Genomic DNA, 17,031 nt, shown 5'->3' on the forward strand with positions numbered 1-17,031 from the left:
CGTATTTTAGTTTAGGCCAACAGCCAGCGCCGGTTTCGGCGGCTGGCTGTTGATTTTTGCAGATGGGAATAGAGTTAACGTAAGCAAGCGCAATGTACACGAAAAACCGAGTACAATATGCTGCTGCGGGGGTCAGTTGGCTAAATGTACACGAAAAACTGAGTACATTGTGCTGCTGCGGGGGTCAGTGGACCAAATGTACATGAAAAACCGAGTATAATATGCTGCTGCGAGAATCAGTGGGCCAAATGTACATGAAAAACCGAGTACAATATGATGCTGCGGGGGTCAGTGGACCAAATGTACATGAAAAACCGAGTACAATATGCTGCTGCGGGGGGCAGTGGGCCAAATGTACATGAAAAACCGAGTACAATATGCTGCTGCGGGGGGCAGTTGGCCAAATGTACATGAAAAATCGAGTATAATGTGCTGCTGCGAGGGCCAGTGGGCTAAATGTACATGAAAAATCGAGTATAATGTGCTGCTGCGGGGGTCAGTGGGCCAAATGTACATGAAAAACCGAGTACAATATGCTGCTGCGAGGGTATGCACTAGATTACCTGGCCGCCCATCCTTTTAACTGTTAACCTATTGGTACTGCAGGAGCGTTAGCGTCCGCCTGAAAGCTTTACGCAGGAAAGTTCGCTTCGGAAGCATAGGCAGGCACCGGATTTCTCCTGCGAGAAGCGGTATAAATCAAGAAAATTTTACGACAACATCGGCCAGAAGTCCAAATGTTCTCTAAAGTCACCCCAAGGATCCAAAGCGATAAAAAAGGTCAAATGGAGGTACCTATGAACACAGTGCTGAACGCAGGTTTTCTGTACGCAGGAGCCGATGAAGAAACGGATGTCCTATTGATCGGTTTTGCTGATGATGAGTTTGATCCGCAAGAGTATATTTTGCTGCAAAAAACGCTGGATCCGGGCGAAGAAGACGCAGAGTCAGGTTTTGATAAGATACATATCAGTTATAATAATGAGGCGCAGTCTATGTATGGCGGAATTTTAAAATTATATTTTTCAGCCAGTGTTACAGAGATCACTCTGACTGAAGAGGCGGCAGGCCAATTGAATTGTACCCGTAAAATTGTTATTAAGTATGATCAGGAGGATGCGGATCTTCCAGTGTTCCATAAGTACCTGCTGCAGATGTTTGCCGATGATGAGGAGGTATTGTCATTAGATTTGTAAGGTGTTTTTACGCCCCGGATTGACATAAATTCTCCCACTGGCTATACTTGAAATGTTAAAAAGCAAATCGGACAAAACATTGATGAAATGAAGTACGCCGGAGCATGGCTCCCTCAGAGAACGGGTTCCTTTACGATTGATTCGTAATGGCTGCGAGAACCCGGAAGACAGACCGGCGGAAAGCTGATTTCGGAGTGCGGGGAAATCCCGCCGGGGGCGCCCGTTAACAGCCGCGACAAGGCGATCGCCAGAAGGTGTCTGTAAGTACATGGACATGGCGATAACCAGGGTGGTACCGCGATAATCATCGTCCCTGAATTTATTCAGGGGCGTTTTTGTGCTTCCGTGCAGAAATGCCGGGGCGAATAACAATCAGACAGGGGCTGTATTTGATGAAAGCAAGTGAAATCCGTTCCAAATGGCTGCAGTTTTTTGAGAGCAAAGGCCACAAAATCGAACCCAGCGCATCGCTCGTTCCGCACAACGATCCGTCCCTTTTGTGGATCAATGCGGGGATGGCGCCGCTGAAGCCTTATTTTGACGGCCGTGAGGTTCCTGAGAATCCGCGCCTGGCGAACTCGCAGAAATGTATCCGCACCAACGATATCGAGAATGTGGGCAAAACCCGCCGCCACCATACGTTTTTTGAGATGCTGGGGAACTTCTCCATCGGCGACTATTTCAAGGAAGAAGCAATTACGTGGGCTTGGGAGTTCCTGACGGGCAAGGAGTGGATCGGCTTTGACGGCGACCGTATTTCCGTAACCGTATATGCCGAGGACGAAGAGGCTTTCAAGCTGTGGAATGAAAAAGTAGGCCTGCCTGCAGAACGCATCATCAAGCTGGGCGACGAGAACTTCTGGGATATCGGCGAAGGCCCTTGCGGACCCTGCTCCGAAATCTTTTATGACCGCGGTGAAGCTTACGGCAGTGACATGAGTGATCCTGAAATGTATCCGGGCGGCGAAAATGAGCGCTGGCTGGAAGTATGGAACCTCGTGTTCTCGCAATTTAACCATAACAAGGACGGCAGTTACACACCGCTTCCTAATAAGAACATCGATACCGGTGCCGGTCTGGAGCGCCTGACTTCCATTCTCCAGGATGTGGATTCCAACTTCGATACCGACCTGTTCCAGCCGGTGATCCAGAAGACTGCCGGCCTTGCCGGAGTGAAATACAAAGAGAACCTGGAGCAGGATATTGCGCTGAAGGTTATCGCTGACCACGTCCGTACAGTTACGTTCGCTGTGGGTGACGGCGTGCTTCCTTCCAATGAAGGCCGCGGCTATATTATCCGCCGTCTGCTCCGCCGTGCTGTCCGTTACGGCAAGACACTGGGTCTGGACCGCCCGTTCCTGCATGAGCTGACCGAAACCGTCGGCGAAGTGATGGGCGTCTACTATCCGTCCGTTGTGGAAAACCGCGAATATATCGCCAAAATCATCCGTACGGAAGAGGAACGCTTCCATGAGACCTTGTCCGACGGCCTGGCTATTCTTGGTGAAATTTCCGCAAAAGCCAAAGCTGACGGTGTAACTGTCATCGGCGGTGCTGACGCATTCAAACTCTATGATACGTACGGCTTCCCGTTTGACCTTACCGAAGATTTCGCTTCCGAGCAGGGTCTTACAGTAGACCGCGAAGGTTTTGACGCTTCCATGCAGGAGCAGCGCGACCGCGCCAGAGCGGCCCGCCAGGATAACGCCAGTATGAAAATCCAGGGCGGCGCACTTGCTGAACTGACGGTTAAAAGTGAATTTGTTGGATATAATGACTCCGTAACAGAGTCGAAAGTTGTGGCTATTGTTGTTGACGGTGAACTGGTGGATGTTGCAGGCGAAGGTGCAGAGTGCCAGGTCGTGCTCGAAACGACTCCGTTCTATGCCGAAAGCGGCGGTCAAGTAAGTGACACGGGTCTGCTGACAGGCGGTTCCGTTACGGCAAAAGTAACAGGACTCTTCAAGGCTCCGCACGGGCAGCATGTCCATCTGGTAACTGTAGAAGCCGGTGAGCTGAAAGTGGGCGAAAGTGTCCGCGCGGAAGTGAACCGCGAGCAGCGTGAAGATATCGTGAAGAACCACACGGCGACTCACCTGCTGCACAAAGCGCTGAAGGAAGTGCTGGGCGGCCATGTTAACCAGGCAGGGTCGCTGGTGGAAGGCGCACGCCTGCGTTTTGACTTCTCGCATTTCGGCGCAATTACGCCGGAAGAGCTGACGGAGATCGAGCATCGCGTTAATGCCCAAATCTGGCGCGGACTGGATGTCGTGATCGAGAACAAGCCGATTGATGAAGCTAAAGCGATGGGCGCCATGGCTCTCTTCGGAGAAAAATACGGCAACATCGTACGCGTCGTACAGGTTGGCGACTACAGCCTTGAGCTGTGCGGCGGATGCCACGTCGCAAATACTGCGCAAATCGGGATCTTCAAGCTTGTCAGCGAGAGCGGCATCGGCTCCGGTGTGCGCCGGATTGAAGCGGTAACCGGACGTTTCGCTTACCAGTTCACCGAAAGCCAGCTGGATCTTCTGAAGCAGTCCGCAGGCCTGCTGAAATCCTCGCTGAATGATGTGCCGAAGCGCATTGAGGCACTGCATGCCCAGGTTCGCGAGCTGTCCCGTGAGAACGAGTCGCTGCAATCGAAGCTGAGCGCTACCTTTGCCGCTGAGCTGACAGGCAGTGTCAAAACTGTAGGGAACGGTACTCAGCTTCTGGCAGTTGCTGTTCAAGCCGGCAGCATGGACGCCCTGCGTTCGACTGCTGATGAGCTGAAGACCAAGCTGCCTGAAGCCATCCTGGTGCTTGGAGCAACGATGGACGATAAAGTGAACTTTGTAGTGTCTGTGCCTCAGGAGCTGGTGAAGCAGGGATTCCATGCCGGCAAGCTGGTCAAAGAAGTTGCCGCAGTATGCGGCGGCGGCGGCGGCGGACGTCCGGACATGGCCCAGGCAGGCGGCAAGGATGCCTCCAAGCTTGAAGCAGCACTGGCCAAAGCTGAAGAGCTTGTCGCTGCACAAGCCTAATTACAGGCTGTGATAGAGCGATAAAGAGAACGGGATCTAAGGGACGCAGCAGCCGGGAGTCTTTCCGGGCCGCTGTTCATGAAATGAAGCAGCGGTACTGAGGGCATCATATCAGTGCCGCTGCTTTATTCAGAATATGAGCTTGTCCCCCTTTTTTTGCGGATATTCGTCCTTTCCGGCGCTCTGCAATAGCTTAATAATCCAAAAATATCTATATATTTGTAGACAAAATGCCAAAAAAAGCGTTATTACAGAAGCAGGATTTCCTCGTTAGGGCATGAATATGTTATGATGAAGGCAGCAAGTAAGCTGTACTGCAGCAACTTTGCGAAGCCGCCCATCCGGGGTGATTTTGCAGAAGGAAGGTGTCACAAATGGACTCCATGGACAAAACGGTCAAATTCAATGTGAAGGGCGACGAAAAGGAAGCTTCTCCCCAGGAAATACTGCTCGCCGTATACGACGCGCTGGTGGAGAAAGAGTATCATCCGATCAATCAGATCGTGGGATACCTTCTTTCAGGAGATCCGGCCTACATTCCGCGCCATAACAATGCGAGAAGTTTGGTCCGGAGGAAAGAACGTGATGAGCTGATTGAAGAACTGGTCCGTTTTTACCTGGCCAATCACCGGGTGAATCAGCCAAAATGAAGAAGCTGGGACTGGATTATGGTGACCGCAGAATCGGAGTAGCTGCAAGCGACATTTTCGGTTGGACAGCCCAGGGCCTGGAGACGATTGAACGCCGTGGCAACGGCAAGGAGATTGAACGTATCCGGGAGCTGGTCAAAGAGCACGAGATTGGGGAAATTGTGGTCGGGCTGCCGAAGAATATGAATGGCTCTGTAGGACCCCGGGGTGAAATTTGTATGGAATTCGCCGAACAGCTGCGGGAAGAACTCGAATTACCCGTACACCTTTGGGATGAGCGTCTGACGACGGTATCTGCTGAGCGGGTGCTGATTGAAGGGGACGTCAGCCGGAAGAAACGCAAAGGGATTGTGGACAAAATGGCCGCAGCCCTGATTTTGCAAAATTTTTTGGATGCTAACAGTAAAAGGTGAGGGGTGCGCTGATATGACAAACGAACAAATTGGCCAAGAAGAAGAACCGGAAATTATCTATATTCCCGACGAGGAAGGTAATGAAGAGGAATTTGAGGTCATTATGAAATTTGAAGTCGACGGCTCAGATGCAAAGTACATGATGGTAGTGCCGCTTGATTCCGAGGACGAGGAAAGCGATGAGGTATATGCGTTCCGTTACGAGGAAGACGGGGATGATCTGCAGCTCTTCATGATCGAGAATGACGAAGAGTGGGCGATTGTGGAAGAAACCTTCAATACTTTGGTAGATGAGCTGGACGGAGGAGCCGAGAATGACTGATTTTTCCGCCGACCAAGCGGTATGGACATCCAAGCTCAAAGAAGTATACGGAGAAACAGTTGAACTGGAAGACGAGCAGGGCAAATCTTCCGTTTACGATATTATCGCCGAGTTTGAAGTCGGTGACCGCGCTTATGCGGTGCTGGCCGGTTCCGGAAGAGATGCGGAGCAGGAGATACTGCGCATTGTAGTATCGCCTGACGGTCTCCCGGAGCTGGAGAGTATCGTTGACGATGAAGAGTGGGAGGATGTCTCCGAGCTGTATGATGAGCTGACATTTCCTGCAGACGACACGGAGTAAGCTTCTTGCAGGCAAGTAACTTTACGATGGGCACAAAGAGGGCGGAGCTTTCCGCGCTCTTTTTGCTTGGAATACAGAATGACTTCAAGTCTTTCAGTTTTTTTTATAAATATAGGTTGAATTTAAGACAATACAATTTTATACTTTATAGTCGGAAAGTGAGGAGTCTCATTTGAAAGCCGCAGTCCGCGTTCTGCTCACCGTAATCCTTGTGCTGGCACTGGCAGGAGGGGGAGGAGCATGGTACATCTGGAATGGAATGCAGCCGGTAGAGCCTGCAGGGCCAGCCGTAACGTTTACAATAGAGAAAGGGATGGGCAGTGCTGATATTGCTGATCTCCTCGAAGAGCACGGAATTATACGTAATTCCTTATTGTTTAAAGGGTATCTGAAATGGGTCAATGAAGGTTCAAGCTTCAAGGCAGGAACGTACACAGCCAGTCCGGGCGACACCTATGACAACCTGATCAGCAGACTGAATGCAGGTGATGTTGTCAAGGAAGAGACGGTTGTATTCACCATACCTGAAGGATTTACAGTAAAGCAGATCGCTGACAAGCTGGCCGAAGCCTGGAATCAGGAAGCAGACGTGTTCCTTGAGATTATGAATTCAGGAGCAGGTCTGGAGCATGTTGCAGAGCTTGACATTCCGGACAATGAGGAGCTGCGCCACCGTCTGGAGGGATATCTCTTCCCTGAGACCTACGAACTCCTTAAGGACAGTACTCCGCAGGAGATTATTGAAGCGATGCTGGAGCAGCTTGTGAAGCAGCTTGACAGTATACCGGATTGGCGCGCAAAGCTGACGGAACGCGGCATGACACTGCATGAGCTGCTGACGGTTGCTTCGCTGGTGGAGCGGGAGGTTGTGGTGGATGAAGAGCGGCCGCTGGTGGCTGGTGTGATCTACAACCGGCTGGACAAGGAGCAGAAGCTTGAGATTGATGCGACCGTTCAATACCTGCTGGACAAGCAGAAGGAAAGGCTGCTCTACAAGGACCTGGAGGTGGACAGCCCGTTCAATACCTACAGAAACGCAGGACTTCCACCTGGCCCGATCAGCAGCCCGGGGCTTGCTTCCATCCAGGCGGCGCTTACCCCCGAGTCATCAGATTATTATTTCTATGTGACCAAGAAAGACGGCACACAGGGCCATCTGTTCGGTAAAACCTATGAGGAACATTTAGCCAATATCAAAAAAAGTGAACAAAACCAGTAGGAAACCTGTACAATAAGAAATGATGCAATTTAAAATGTTCTAATTTTCAGGGCATATTCCGATAGATAAGCTAAAGAGTTTAGACCATAGAGATTATTATTGGAGCTGGGCTTGACCATATTAGGAGGGTGCAAGATGAAACACAAACCGGAGCTGCTCGCTACAGCGGCCTCACTGGAAGAAGCGCGTGTACTGCTGGATGCAGGGGCTGACGCCCTGCTGATCGGGGATGACCGGTTCGGCATGCGTCTGGCCGGACATTTCTCGCTGGAGGATACTGCGGCTGTAGTGGAGCTTGCCCACAGCAAGGGGCGGAAGGTATATGCGGGGCTTGGCGGACTGATGTCCAACCGGCTTCTGGATGAACTTCCGGCTTATGTGAAAGCAATTGGTGAAATTGGTGTGGACGGCATCGAGTTTGGTGACCCTGCAGTGTTGGCGGCAGTAAAGACAGAAGCGCCGGGCATGAAGCTGCACTGGAATGCTGAAATGACCTCAACGAACTATGCCACATCGAATTACTGGGGACGAAAAGGTGCATCGCGGGTCGTGCTGGCCCGTGAGCTGAATATGGATGAAATCACCGAGATGGTACCGCTGCTTGAGATTGAAGCACAGGTTCAGGTTCACGGGATGACGAATATTTACCACTCCAAGCGCAAGCTGGTAGCAAGCTATATGTCCCATCAGGGCCGTCCTACAGAAGGCGGAAGCCTTGGCAAAGAGCGCGGATTGTTCCTGATTGAAGCGGAGCGCCGCGAAGAAAAATTCCCGATCTATGAAGATGTGAACGGCACGCATATCATGAGCTCTGATGATATCTGCATCCTTGAGGACCTGCATATCCTGATGGCTGCCGGAGTCCACAGCTTCAAGATTGAAGGGCTGCTGAAACCAGTTGCCTATAACGCTGCCGTAGTCAAAACTTACCGCCAAGCGATTGACCTGTATGCTGCTGACCCTGCCGGCTATGCTTTCCGCGAGGAATGGATGGACGGAATCCGGGCACTGCAGGACCCTGAGCGTGACCTGTCGTTCGGCTTCTTCTACAAAGAACAGGTATATTAAAATATAATAAAAAAAGCAGATGACTCAGCTTTTTAAATAGATGGAATAAACAATATTCAGGTGCAGCAGTGGAGGGGAAGTTTGGAACTGTAGGAGCGAACGCGTCCGCCTTTATGTTTGGATTTCTACCGCGGCCAGCGGTTTGAATCAGGAAATCCAAACATAACAGCGGCCGGAAGTCCAAACATTCCCCGCAGCTGTGTTCAACACCGGGATGTAAGGTTTAAGCTGATTTTTAACTGCTGAGGAATATGGAGGGGAGAACACAAATGGAAACCATGACAAAGCCCCAGTTCAAAGGCAAACGTTACCGTCTGGACAAACCGGAGCTCCTGGCTCCGGCGGGCAACCTGGAAAAATTGAAATTCGCCGTACACTATGGTGCGGATGCAGTATATATCGGAGGACAAAAATACGGCCTGCGCTCCAATGCGGATAACTTCAGCTTTGAAGAGATGCGCGAGGGCGTGGAATTTGCCAAGAAATACGGCGCGAAAGTATTCGTTGCCACCAACATTTATGCCCATAATGAAGATGTCGCCGGTATCGAAGAATATCTGCGCAGCTTATATGAAGCCGGAATTGCCGCAATTATTGTGGCAGATCCCGCTATCGTGGATACCGCCCGCCGTCTGGTGCCGGGTCTTGAAGTGCATCTCAGCACCCAGCAGTCGACCCTGAACTGGCAGGCCGTATCCTTCTGGAAGGAAGAAGGGCTGCCGCGTGTCGTTCTCGGCCGCGAGACCAGCCTGGAAGAGATTGCCGAGATCAAGCAGCATGTCGATATTGAGATTGAAAGCTTTATCCACGGGGCGATGTGCTCTTCCTACTCCGGACGCTGCGTATTGTCGAACCATTTCACAGACCGCGACTCCAACCGCGGGGGCTGCTGCCAGTCCTGCCGCTGGAAATATGATTTGTTCGAGGATGCCCGTCCGGAAGGAACTTGGGTGTCCGAAGAGGATCAGGCCGAGGCTATGGCTTCACCGAAGCATCTTCAGCCTGGAGTAACCCAGCTTCCGCTGCACCTGCCGGAGGATAACCAATTCTCGATGGGCTCCAAGGATTTGTGCATGCTGGAGAGCATTCCGGATCTGATCGAAGCAGGAATTGACAGCTTCAAGATCGAAGGACGGATGAAGTCGATCCACTATGTGGCGACCGTAGTTAATGCTTACCGCAAGGCTATCGATGCTTATATGGCTGATCCGGAAGGTTATGTGCTGAAGCCGGAATGGCTGGAGGAGCTGCAGAAGGCGGCGAACCGTCCGCTGAATACCGGATTCTTCTATGACACGCCAGACCATGAGGATCATATTTATGAGCCGGAAGAGAAGGCGGCACCTTATGATTTTGCCGGATTGGTGCTGGAATACGATGCGGAGACAGGCACGGCTCTCGTTCAGCAGCGCAACCATTTCAAACCGGGACAGGAAGTGGAATTCTTCGGGCCGGACAATACATTCTTCAAGCAGACGGTAGGGGAGATTTGGGATGAAGAAGGCAATCCGCTGGATGCCGCCCGCCATCCGCTGCAGCGTATCCGTATGAAGGTAGACCACCCGGTTGCCTATTTCGATATGATGCGGAAGAAAAAATAATATTATAAGAATGAACAGGACGCTCTGATACTGGAGGGCGTCCTTTTTTGTGTATTGTGGCAAGAAAATGGCGGTTTGTAAAATGAACATTAAATTTCTCACATAATTTCTCAAAAAAACTAAGAAAAAAGACCCAGATGACCGATATATAACCTAGTGAACGCTTACATACGTTTTTCAATTTAACCGGTAGGTGATTACATGGGGACTCCAGAACAGGAGAACAGAGGGGAAAAGCAGAAGAGGAGAAGGATGCGAGTGGGACAGAACAGTAAAAAACCATCGAGTGTACAGAAAGAGAAAGCAGAGACCAACCGTACAGAAGAGTCAAAGTCAGCAGGTAAAGGTAAGCTCAAGGTATCAAACCAATCATCCGCATTGACCTTTAAGGGAGTGATGAATGGATCGGTACGTCAGCTGAAGAGAGTCAATCCGATCAAATCGGTTGGCGTAAAGCTGTTTCTAATTTTCTTGTCTTCCATTGTTGTTGTTGTACTGTTCCTTGGACTTTTGTCCTACAACAAGGCCAAGAATACAATCAAGGATAATGTCTCAGAGGCCAACCGGCAGACCATTATCCAGACGGCAGACAAGCTGGACATTACCCTGAATCAATACGAGAACCAGGCGCTTCAGCTGTATTTCGATGCACAAATGCAAACCAGTCTGACGTCATTATCAACAGCAGAGTCCAATTATGATAAATTTGTCGCCACTGATGCGATCAGCAAAAAGCTGTCCAGCCAGACGACTACAGATTCCAACATTGTGGCGATCTCGCTGATTCCGGAATCTGCGGAGTCCAGTGTAATTTCAAGCGGGAACTCCGGACTTACAATGGACGGGATAAGAGATCAGGATTGGTACAAGGCCGTAGTGGCAAGTACCAAGGAGTATAAATATCACTACAGTCCGGAGGATACAAAACCTGCCCAGAACTATTGGTTCTCGACATCGGTCGAAGGTGACGGCGGAAAGAACATTGCCATGGTAAGGTCCCTTAAAAGCATGGGCTCCAATGCAGGATATGTAATCATGCTGGAACTGAAAAACACTCTGCTGGAGGATGCATTCAAGAGTGTCTCTCTGGGAGAAGGCTCGAGAATTCAGCTTGTAGACCCGACGGGGATTGTAGTGGCATCGTCCCACCCGGAGGACGACGGCAAAGCATCCGAGCTTGGCTTTATCAAGGAGAGCAAGGACAATAACAAGAATGAGGAAGCCAAGGATGCGAACGGCAAGGATGTGCTTGCCGTATACCATCCGCTTGTCAAAGCAGACTGGAAGCTGACCGGAGTTGTGCCTACCGGTGAACTCGTGAAGGCGGCAGAGCCGATCCTGGTTACAACGTATATTGCAGCGTTCGCCGCAGCCCTGCTTGCAGTCGCTCTGGGCTTCTGGATGGTGCGGATGATTGCCCAGCCGCTGGCCCGTCTGAAGGATCTGATGGTTGAAGGCGCAAAGGGAGACCTGAGTGTACGGACAGAATACGCCTCATCTGATGAAATCGGCCAGCTGTCCGCTTCTTTCAACACTATGATGGAGCGGATTACTGAACTGGTCGCGCAGACAACGGATACTGCCCGTGAAGTGCTGGATACTGCCGGAGAGCTTGGCGAGGCATCCCGCAAGACAGCTGTATCAGCGAAGGAAATCGCGGCGGCTACAGAAGAAATTGCCGGAGGAGCAGGCAGTCTGGCACTTGAAGCGGAACGCGGCAATGAGCTGACTGATCTGATTGGCACACAGATGCAGAGTGTGATTGCAGCTAATGCCGAAATGGACGAAGCAGCACGCGGCGTCGGGGAGGCCAGCGGCCATGGAGCGAAGCAGCTGGAAGACCTGCTGCAGCAGACAGGCCGTACCGGAGAGATGACCACAGCGCTTGTAGACCGTGTGAACAACCTGAAGGATACGGTATATTCAGTGATCAAGGTGCTGGATGTCATGAAGAATATTACACAGCAGACGAACATTCTGTCCCTGAATGCGACGATCGAAGCGGCCAGAGCAGGTGAAGCAGGGCGCGGCTTCATGGTTGTTGCTGACGAAGTCCGCCAGCTGGCGGATCAATCGAAGCAGTCCATTGCCCTGGTTGCCGGAATTACCGATAAAATTATCACTGAAATGAATGAAACGGTAGCTGTACTGTCTGAAGTGGCACCGCTCTTTAAGCAGCAGATGAACTCCGTGAAGAGTACCAGTGATATCTTCGTATCGGTTCAGGCGCAGATGGAAGAGTTCATTAAGAGTCTGGAATCGGTGACGGGAGCTATTGGCAGCCTCAACCATTCACAAGGGGTATTGTCAGACGCCATGAGCAATGTAAGTGCAGTGGCCCAGCAGTCCTCTGCTACTTCTGAAGAGGTTGCTTCACTCAGCAGCGAACAGCAGAATGTCAGCGATCAGCTCGTTGCCTTGTCCGGCAAGCTGGAAAGTGTATCCACACAGCTGAAAGACAAACTGTCTTTGTTTACTATTAAATAAAACTTATTCTGTTTTCGAGTCTGCGGATTTGGGTCAAGGCCGCTTCTTCCTGTGGGAGAAGCGGCCTCTTATTGTATTAGGGCAAGGACCAGGATGCATTGAAACCAATCTTCAGCAGCAGTCCTAACTTTGTGCGGTTATTTCTTGTTAAACCGCACACTAACAAGTATAATTATTTTGTTAGGTAAAATGTTATAATAAGTTAGGTAAACCCGCTGAAGGAGAAGGCCGGATGAAAGATACAAGCAAGACCAGCTGGTGGTCATTTATTGAGGATATGGCAATGGAACGCAAGCTGCTCCTCGTTTTTCTGATCATTATTACACTGCCGCTTTCTTTTATCAGCGTAATCAGCTATAAGAGCTACTCGGAGTCGATCAAGGATAACACCATTGCATATTCAGAGAAGATGATCGAACAAATGATGGACGGAATTGATGATTACATAGAGGATATGAAACGGATTTCATCTATGCCCGCTTATGTAAACGATATCAAACAAAATCTGATCCGTTCTAACCGTTATTATGAGCAGAAGCAGATGATGAGGGGATCAGCAAAAAGTGAAGTGCTTGCACCGGGGGACTTTGATCTGCTGCTGTCCATCCAGCGCGGTATTGAAGGAAACATATCCTTCATTAACAACATTAAACGGGGGGCCAACTCTGTCTATATTTTTGACGGCTACGGCAACGGGTACTATTCCACAAAGGACGGCGGTGTCCGGCTTGATCTGGAACAGAGCTATAAGTACTGGAGTGAGCGGTCTAAGGACACCAGCGGGGAAGCACTGCTCATTGGCACCCAGGCGTATACGAGCAATCTGCAGAGCACCCGGTACGCGTTCACCGTTGTACGCAGAATCGTCGACAGCCAGTGGAAGCCGATCGGACTGATTGCGGTGGAGGCTAATATCAGCAATATGGAGAATCAGGTTAACGAACTGGATAAAGTTACCCGCGGCAAATCCCTGATTGTGGATGAGAACGGTAAGGTTGTGTATGACAGCGGCCAGAAGCTGCTGACAACGGACATCTCCAACACAAATCTGTACCGCATGGCTAAAGATAGTGCAGGAAGCTTTTATGATACAGTGTCCGGGAAAGAGCGGCTGAATATTTATTCAAGCTCCTCCAAAACCAGCTGGAAGGTTATTATCTCGATTCCGGTTGATGAGCTGACCCGCGACGTGAAGATGACCCGCAATGCAACCATTGCCGCTACACTGATCATTATTGTGCTGGCGCTGATCATTTCCATTATTTTATCCTTTGCTTTAACCAAACCGCTCACCCAAATGATCCAGCTCATGAAAAAAGTCCAAAACGGTGATCTGGATGTTCAATTCCGGGTTAAACGGCGGGATGAGATCGGTCTCCTGGGCCACCAGTTTAACCGGATGCTCGCCCGTATCAGGCAGCTGATCCAGGACATCTACCGGATTGAGGAGCAGAAGAAGGAAGCGGAGCTGCAGGCGCTGCAGAGCCAGATCAACCCGCATTTTATTTATAACACATTAGAATCGATCCGTATGACCGCCGAGCTTAACGATGATGTTGAGGCTGCAGACATGATCTCAATTCTTGGCAAGCTGCTCCGCTACAGTACCGGTGAATTATCCGGCAGAACGACGATGAAGCAGGAGCTGCTGTATGTGCGGAATTATGTTGAACTGCTGGGCCACCGCTATCCGGGACGTTTTCAGCTGGAGATTGATGTTCCGGAGAAGCTGGATAATTACGCTATCATTAAGCTTGTTTTTCAGCCTATTATTGAGAACGCAGCGTATCACGGTCTGGATGACAGCAAACCGCAGATGCAGCTCCGTATCAGATGCGAGATTACTGAGCATAAGCTTCTGTTTCACATCAGCGATGACGGCTGCGGGATGGACCGGGCCACTCTCGACAAGCTGAATGACAGCCTGAAGTATGAGCTTCCGCCGAAGAAAAGCATCAATGGAGGAATCGGCATGAAAAATGTACATCAGCGTGTACAGCTTCATTATGGCCCTGCCTATGGCATTGAGGTATTCAGCGAACCCGGAGAGGGTACGGATGTCATATTGTCCCTGCCGCTGCCGGGTAGGCAAGACGGGTAACGACTGCTTACATGAGAGGAGGTAATTAGCTTGAATCGAACGAAGTTCAAATGGTCCATGCGGACGATGATGGTGCTTCTCGTGCTGCTGTCGGCTGGATGTGACAAACTGGGCAGCATGGGAGATCAACCAGCACCGGGTACGGGGGAAGGGAATACAGCCAGCCTGTCCGGCACCATTGTTATGATGACGAACAGGGTCGATCTGATTGAGAACGGGACGATGCAGGGGTATGCGGACCAGTTCAAAAAGAAGTTTCCGGAAGCGGATGTAGAATTCGAAGGCTTAACGAATTACGCAACAGATATACTGGTTCGTCTCTCTACTCAGGATGCCGGGGATATCCTGCTGCTGCCGGTCAACTTGCCTGCCGATGAGCTCGGGAATTTCTTTGAGCCGCTGAGTGAGTCCATGTCTGCTGGCGAACGGTTCACCACCTTTGCGACATATGGGGGGAAAAGATACGGTTTATCCACCGGTACTACCACAAGCGGGATCGTGTACAATAAAAAAGCGTTCAGACAAGCCGGAATCACGGATATTCCGCAGACACTTGATGAGTTTTATGCAGTGTGTGCCAAGCTTAAGGCAGCGGGAATCATACCGCTTTACATGAATTACGGTGCCGCTTGGCCGCTGCGGGAATGGGGCGACGGCATGGTCAACTATATGACCGGCAATCCCGGCTACACGAATAATATGATGAATGTGGACAACCCCTGGCAGATTGACAATGAATGGGGCAAAGCGCTGGGGATTGCCAGGGAGCTTATTAACAGAGGATATGTGGAAGAACAGCTATTCTCCAATAACTGGGAAATATCCAAAACCAAGCTGGCTACTGGTGAAGCGGGAATGTACCTGCAGGGGAACTGGACGATCCGTCAGGTGCTCGATGCAGGGGCTGCGCCGGAGGATATCGGGTTCTTCCCGTTTCCTTATGATAACGGCAGCATGCATTATGCCGCACTGAATCCGGACTGGTTCATTGGCGTCAGTAAGTTTAGCAAGAATAAGGAGCTGTCCATGGCCTGGGTGGAGTTTTTGATTAAAGAAACTTCTTATACGTCAGACTGGGGATTTCTGCCGGCAGACGGCTCGCAGGAGACCTCGATGCCGCAGTACAAGGAATTCCTCTCTTACCAGCCCAAGTTAGTGGAGGCCACTGTGCAAAAGGATGATTTTGTCGATATAGCCAACCGTGCAAAAATGTCCTTCTGGTCCGGGGAGTATATTCAGGAGCTGCTTGCTGCGCCGGATTTACAGCAGTCTTTTGACGAACTAAATGCAATATGGAAGGAAGCGCGGGCAAGCCGGCAGGCATCTTCCCAACCCTGAAGGGCAGCGGGTATTCCGGAAAAATATGAATTGGAGGGTTTACATATGGCCAAAAAGGTTACCATGCAGAAAATTGCCGATCATCTCGGCGTATCCAAGTTCGTCGTCTCCAAATCGCTCTCGGGCAAAGGCGGCGTAAATGAGACAACCAGGGAGAGAGTCATTCAGGCTGCCTCCCAGCTGGGCTATTTTACACAAAAGAATGCCTATATGCAGAACATCAAACGACCAGTGCAAACTGCGGGCGGCGACCGGAACAAACAATCCGTCCTGGTGCTGATGCCGAATATCCGCTCGCAAACGCAGGACTCCCTGTATTGGGGCAAAATTGTTGACGGTATCTCGCTTGCCCTGGATCAGGAAGATCTGGGGATGGTTATTGTCTCCGAGCACCGCGCAGATAATTTTGTGAATATCCTCAATCCGAACGGACTGCTGGGCCTGATCGGTGTCGGCCAGATTTCAACGTCGCTGCTGCTGGAGGTCCACCGGATCGGCCTGCCGATGGTGCTCATCGATCATGAAGATCCGCTTATTCCAAGCGACACGGTGTTTGCCAACAATATCGATTCCATGGGCAGGCTGTGTAACCATTTGATGGGAGTGGGGCATAAGCAGATCCATTTTGTCGGTAATATCCGCTACTCCCGCAGCTTCCGGGACCGCTGGCTTGGCTTTCGCAGCGCACTGGAGGAGAACGGGGTAATGCCTCCGGCAGGGGACGATGAGATGCTGCAGCTGGAGGAGATAGATGATAATGCTATGAAGGAAGAATTCGCAGCCTGGGCGGCCAAACGCAAAAAAGCGAAGTCCCTGCCGACAGCGGTCGTTTGTGCCAATGACAGAATCGCGCTGGCGGTCAGCGAGGGATTGAAGGAAGTAGGCTGCTTCATACCCGGTGACATTTCAGTTACGGGCTTTGACAATATTGAAGATGCCGCCAGAGCCGTTACGCCGCTGACTACGGTACATGTGCCCAAGGAGGCAATGGGCCGCGCGGCAGTAGAGAAGCTGCTGAGCCGTCTTCATAATCCGTCTGTACCGCTGGAGAAGATTCTGATTGCCGCAGACATTGTGCACAGGGATTCGGTATCCGGGCCGCATAACTGATATTTTGAACAAGGGTGCGGGACAGCAACTGGCACAGAACGTAGGAATTTAGAAGCTGCTGAATGAGAAGAGAAGTTAAAAGCTATGCATATAAATGTATTTTCTACAGTTATTTCGGACTCTAAAGGCCAAAATTTAGATATAGATGTACTTTGTACATTAAAAATCCTGATTTGGTTGTAGTTTGACCCCTTTGTAA

At 50.6% G+C, this 17,031-nt stretch carries 13 protein-coding genes; all 13 read left to right on the top strand.

Annotated elements, in window-relative coordinates; all coding sequences use genetic code 11:
• Positions 1-797: 797 nt before the first annotated feature.
• The 13 genes from C2I18_RS20495 to C2I18_RS20555 all read left to right on the top strand — a co-directional run bounded on the left by C2I18_RS20495 (position 798) and on the right by C2I18_RS20555 (position 16,832).
• On the top strand, positions 798-1,196 hold the full coding sequence (locus C2I18_RS20495; RefSeq protein ID WP_249897581.1) for an Imm10 family immunity protein: 399 nt from the start codon (positions 798-800) through the stop codon (positions 1,194-1,196).
• A gap of 392 nt (positions 1,197-1,588) precedes the next feature.
• A complete protein-coding gene (gene alaS, locus C2I18_RS20500; RefSeq protein ID WP_249897582.1) occupies positions 1,589-4,222 on the top strand; it encodes an alanine--tRNA ligase in 2,634 nt (877 codons plus the stop codon).
• Between the two features lie 374 nt (positions 4,223-4,596).
• Positions 4,597-4,872 (top strand): IreB family regulatory phosphoprotein, encoded by a 276-nt coding sequence (locus C2I18_RS20505; protein ID WP_249897583.1) that lies wholly within the window; start codon positions 4,597-4,599, stop codon positions 4,870-4,872.
• Positions 4,869-5,285 carry a Holliday junction resolvase RuvX gene (gene ruvX / locus C2I18_RS20510; protein ID WP_249897584.1) on the top strand — a complete coding sequence of 139 codons (417 nt, stop codon included), beginning with the start codon at positions 4,869-4,871 and terminating at the stop codon, positions 5,283-5,285. Before C2I18_RS20505 ends, ruvX begins: the two co-directional genes overlap by 4 nt.
• A 13-nt stretch (positions 5,286-5,298) precedes the next feature.
• On the top strand, positions 5,299-5,607 hold the full coding sequence (locus C2I18_RS20515) for a DUF1292 domain-containing protein (protein WP_038588104.1): 309 nt from the start codon (positions 5,299-5,301) through the stop codon (positions 5,605-5,607).
• The gene (locus C2I18_RS20520) at positions 5,600-5,908 is read left to right on the top strand and encodes a DUF1292 domain-containing protein (protein WP_249897585.1); all 309 of its coding nucleotides are present in this window, start codon (positions 5,600-5,602) and stop codon (positions 5,906-5,908) included. Before C2I18_RS20515 ends, C2I18_RS20520 begins: the two co-directional genes overlap by 8 nt.
• 172 nt (positions 5,909-6,080) lie before the next feature.
• Positions 6,081-7,127 carry an endolytic transglycosylase MltG gene (gene mltG / locus C2I18_RS20525; protein ID WP_249897586.1) on the top strand — a complete coding sequence of 349 codons (1,047 nt, stop codon included), beginning with the start codon at positions 6,081-6,083 and terminating at the stop codon, positions 7,125-7,127.
• A 135-nt stretch (positions 7,128-7,262) separates the two neighbouring features.
• A complete protein-coding gene (locus C2I18_RS20530) occupies positions 7,263-8,195 on the top strand; it encodes a peptidase U32 family protein (RefSeq protein ID WP_249897587.1) in 933 nt (310 codons plus the stop codon).
• Between the two features lie 269 nt (positions 8,196-8,464).
• A complete protein-coding gene (locus tag C2I18_RS20535) occupies positions 8,465-9,796 on the top strand; it encodes a peptidase U32 family protein (protein ID WP_249897588.1) in 1,332 nt (443 codons plus the stop codon).
• A 252-nt stretch (positions 9,797-10,048) separates the two neighbouring features.
• On the top strand, positions 10,049-12,283 hold the full coding sequence (locus C2I18_RS20540) for a methyl-accepting chemotaxis protein (protein ID WP_249897589.1): 2,235 nt from the start codon (positions 10,049-10,051) through the stop codon (positions 12,281-12,283).
• 232 nt (positions 12,284-12,515) lie between these two features.
• Entirely contained in the window at positions 12,516-14,384 is a 1,869-nt protein-coding gene (locus C2I18_RS20545; RefSeq protein WP_249897590.1) for a cache domain-containing sensor histidine kinase, read from the top strand.
• Positions 14,385-14,414: 30 nt separating this feature from the next.
• Entirely contained in the window at positions 14,415-15,722 is a 1,308-nt protein-coding gene (locus tag C2I18_RS20550) for an ABC transporter substrate-binding protein (RefSeq protein ID WP_249897591.1), read from the top strand.
• Positions 15,723-15,767: 45 nt separating this feature from the next.
• Positions 15,768-16,832 (top strand): LacI family DNA-binding transcriptional regulator, encoded by a 1,065-nt coding sequence (locus C2I18_RS20555; protein WP_249897592.1) that lies wholly within the window; start codon positions 15,768-15,770, stop codon positions 16,830-16,832.
• Positions 16,833-17,031: the final 199 nt, after the last annotated feature.

The sequence above is a fragment of the Paenibacillus sp. PK3_47 genome, from assembly GCF_023520895.1.
GTDB lineage: Bacteria > Bacillota > Bacilli > Paenibacillales > Paenibacillaceae > Paenibacillus_AQ.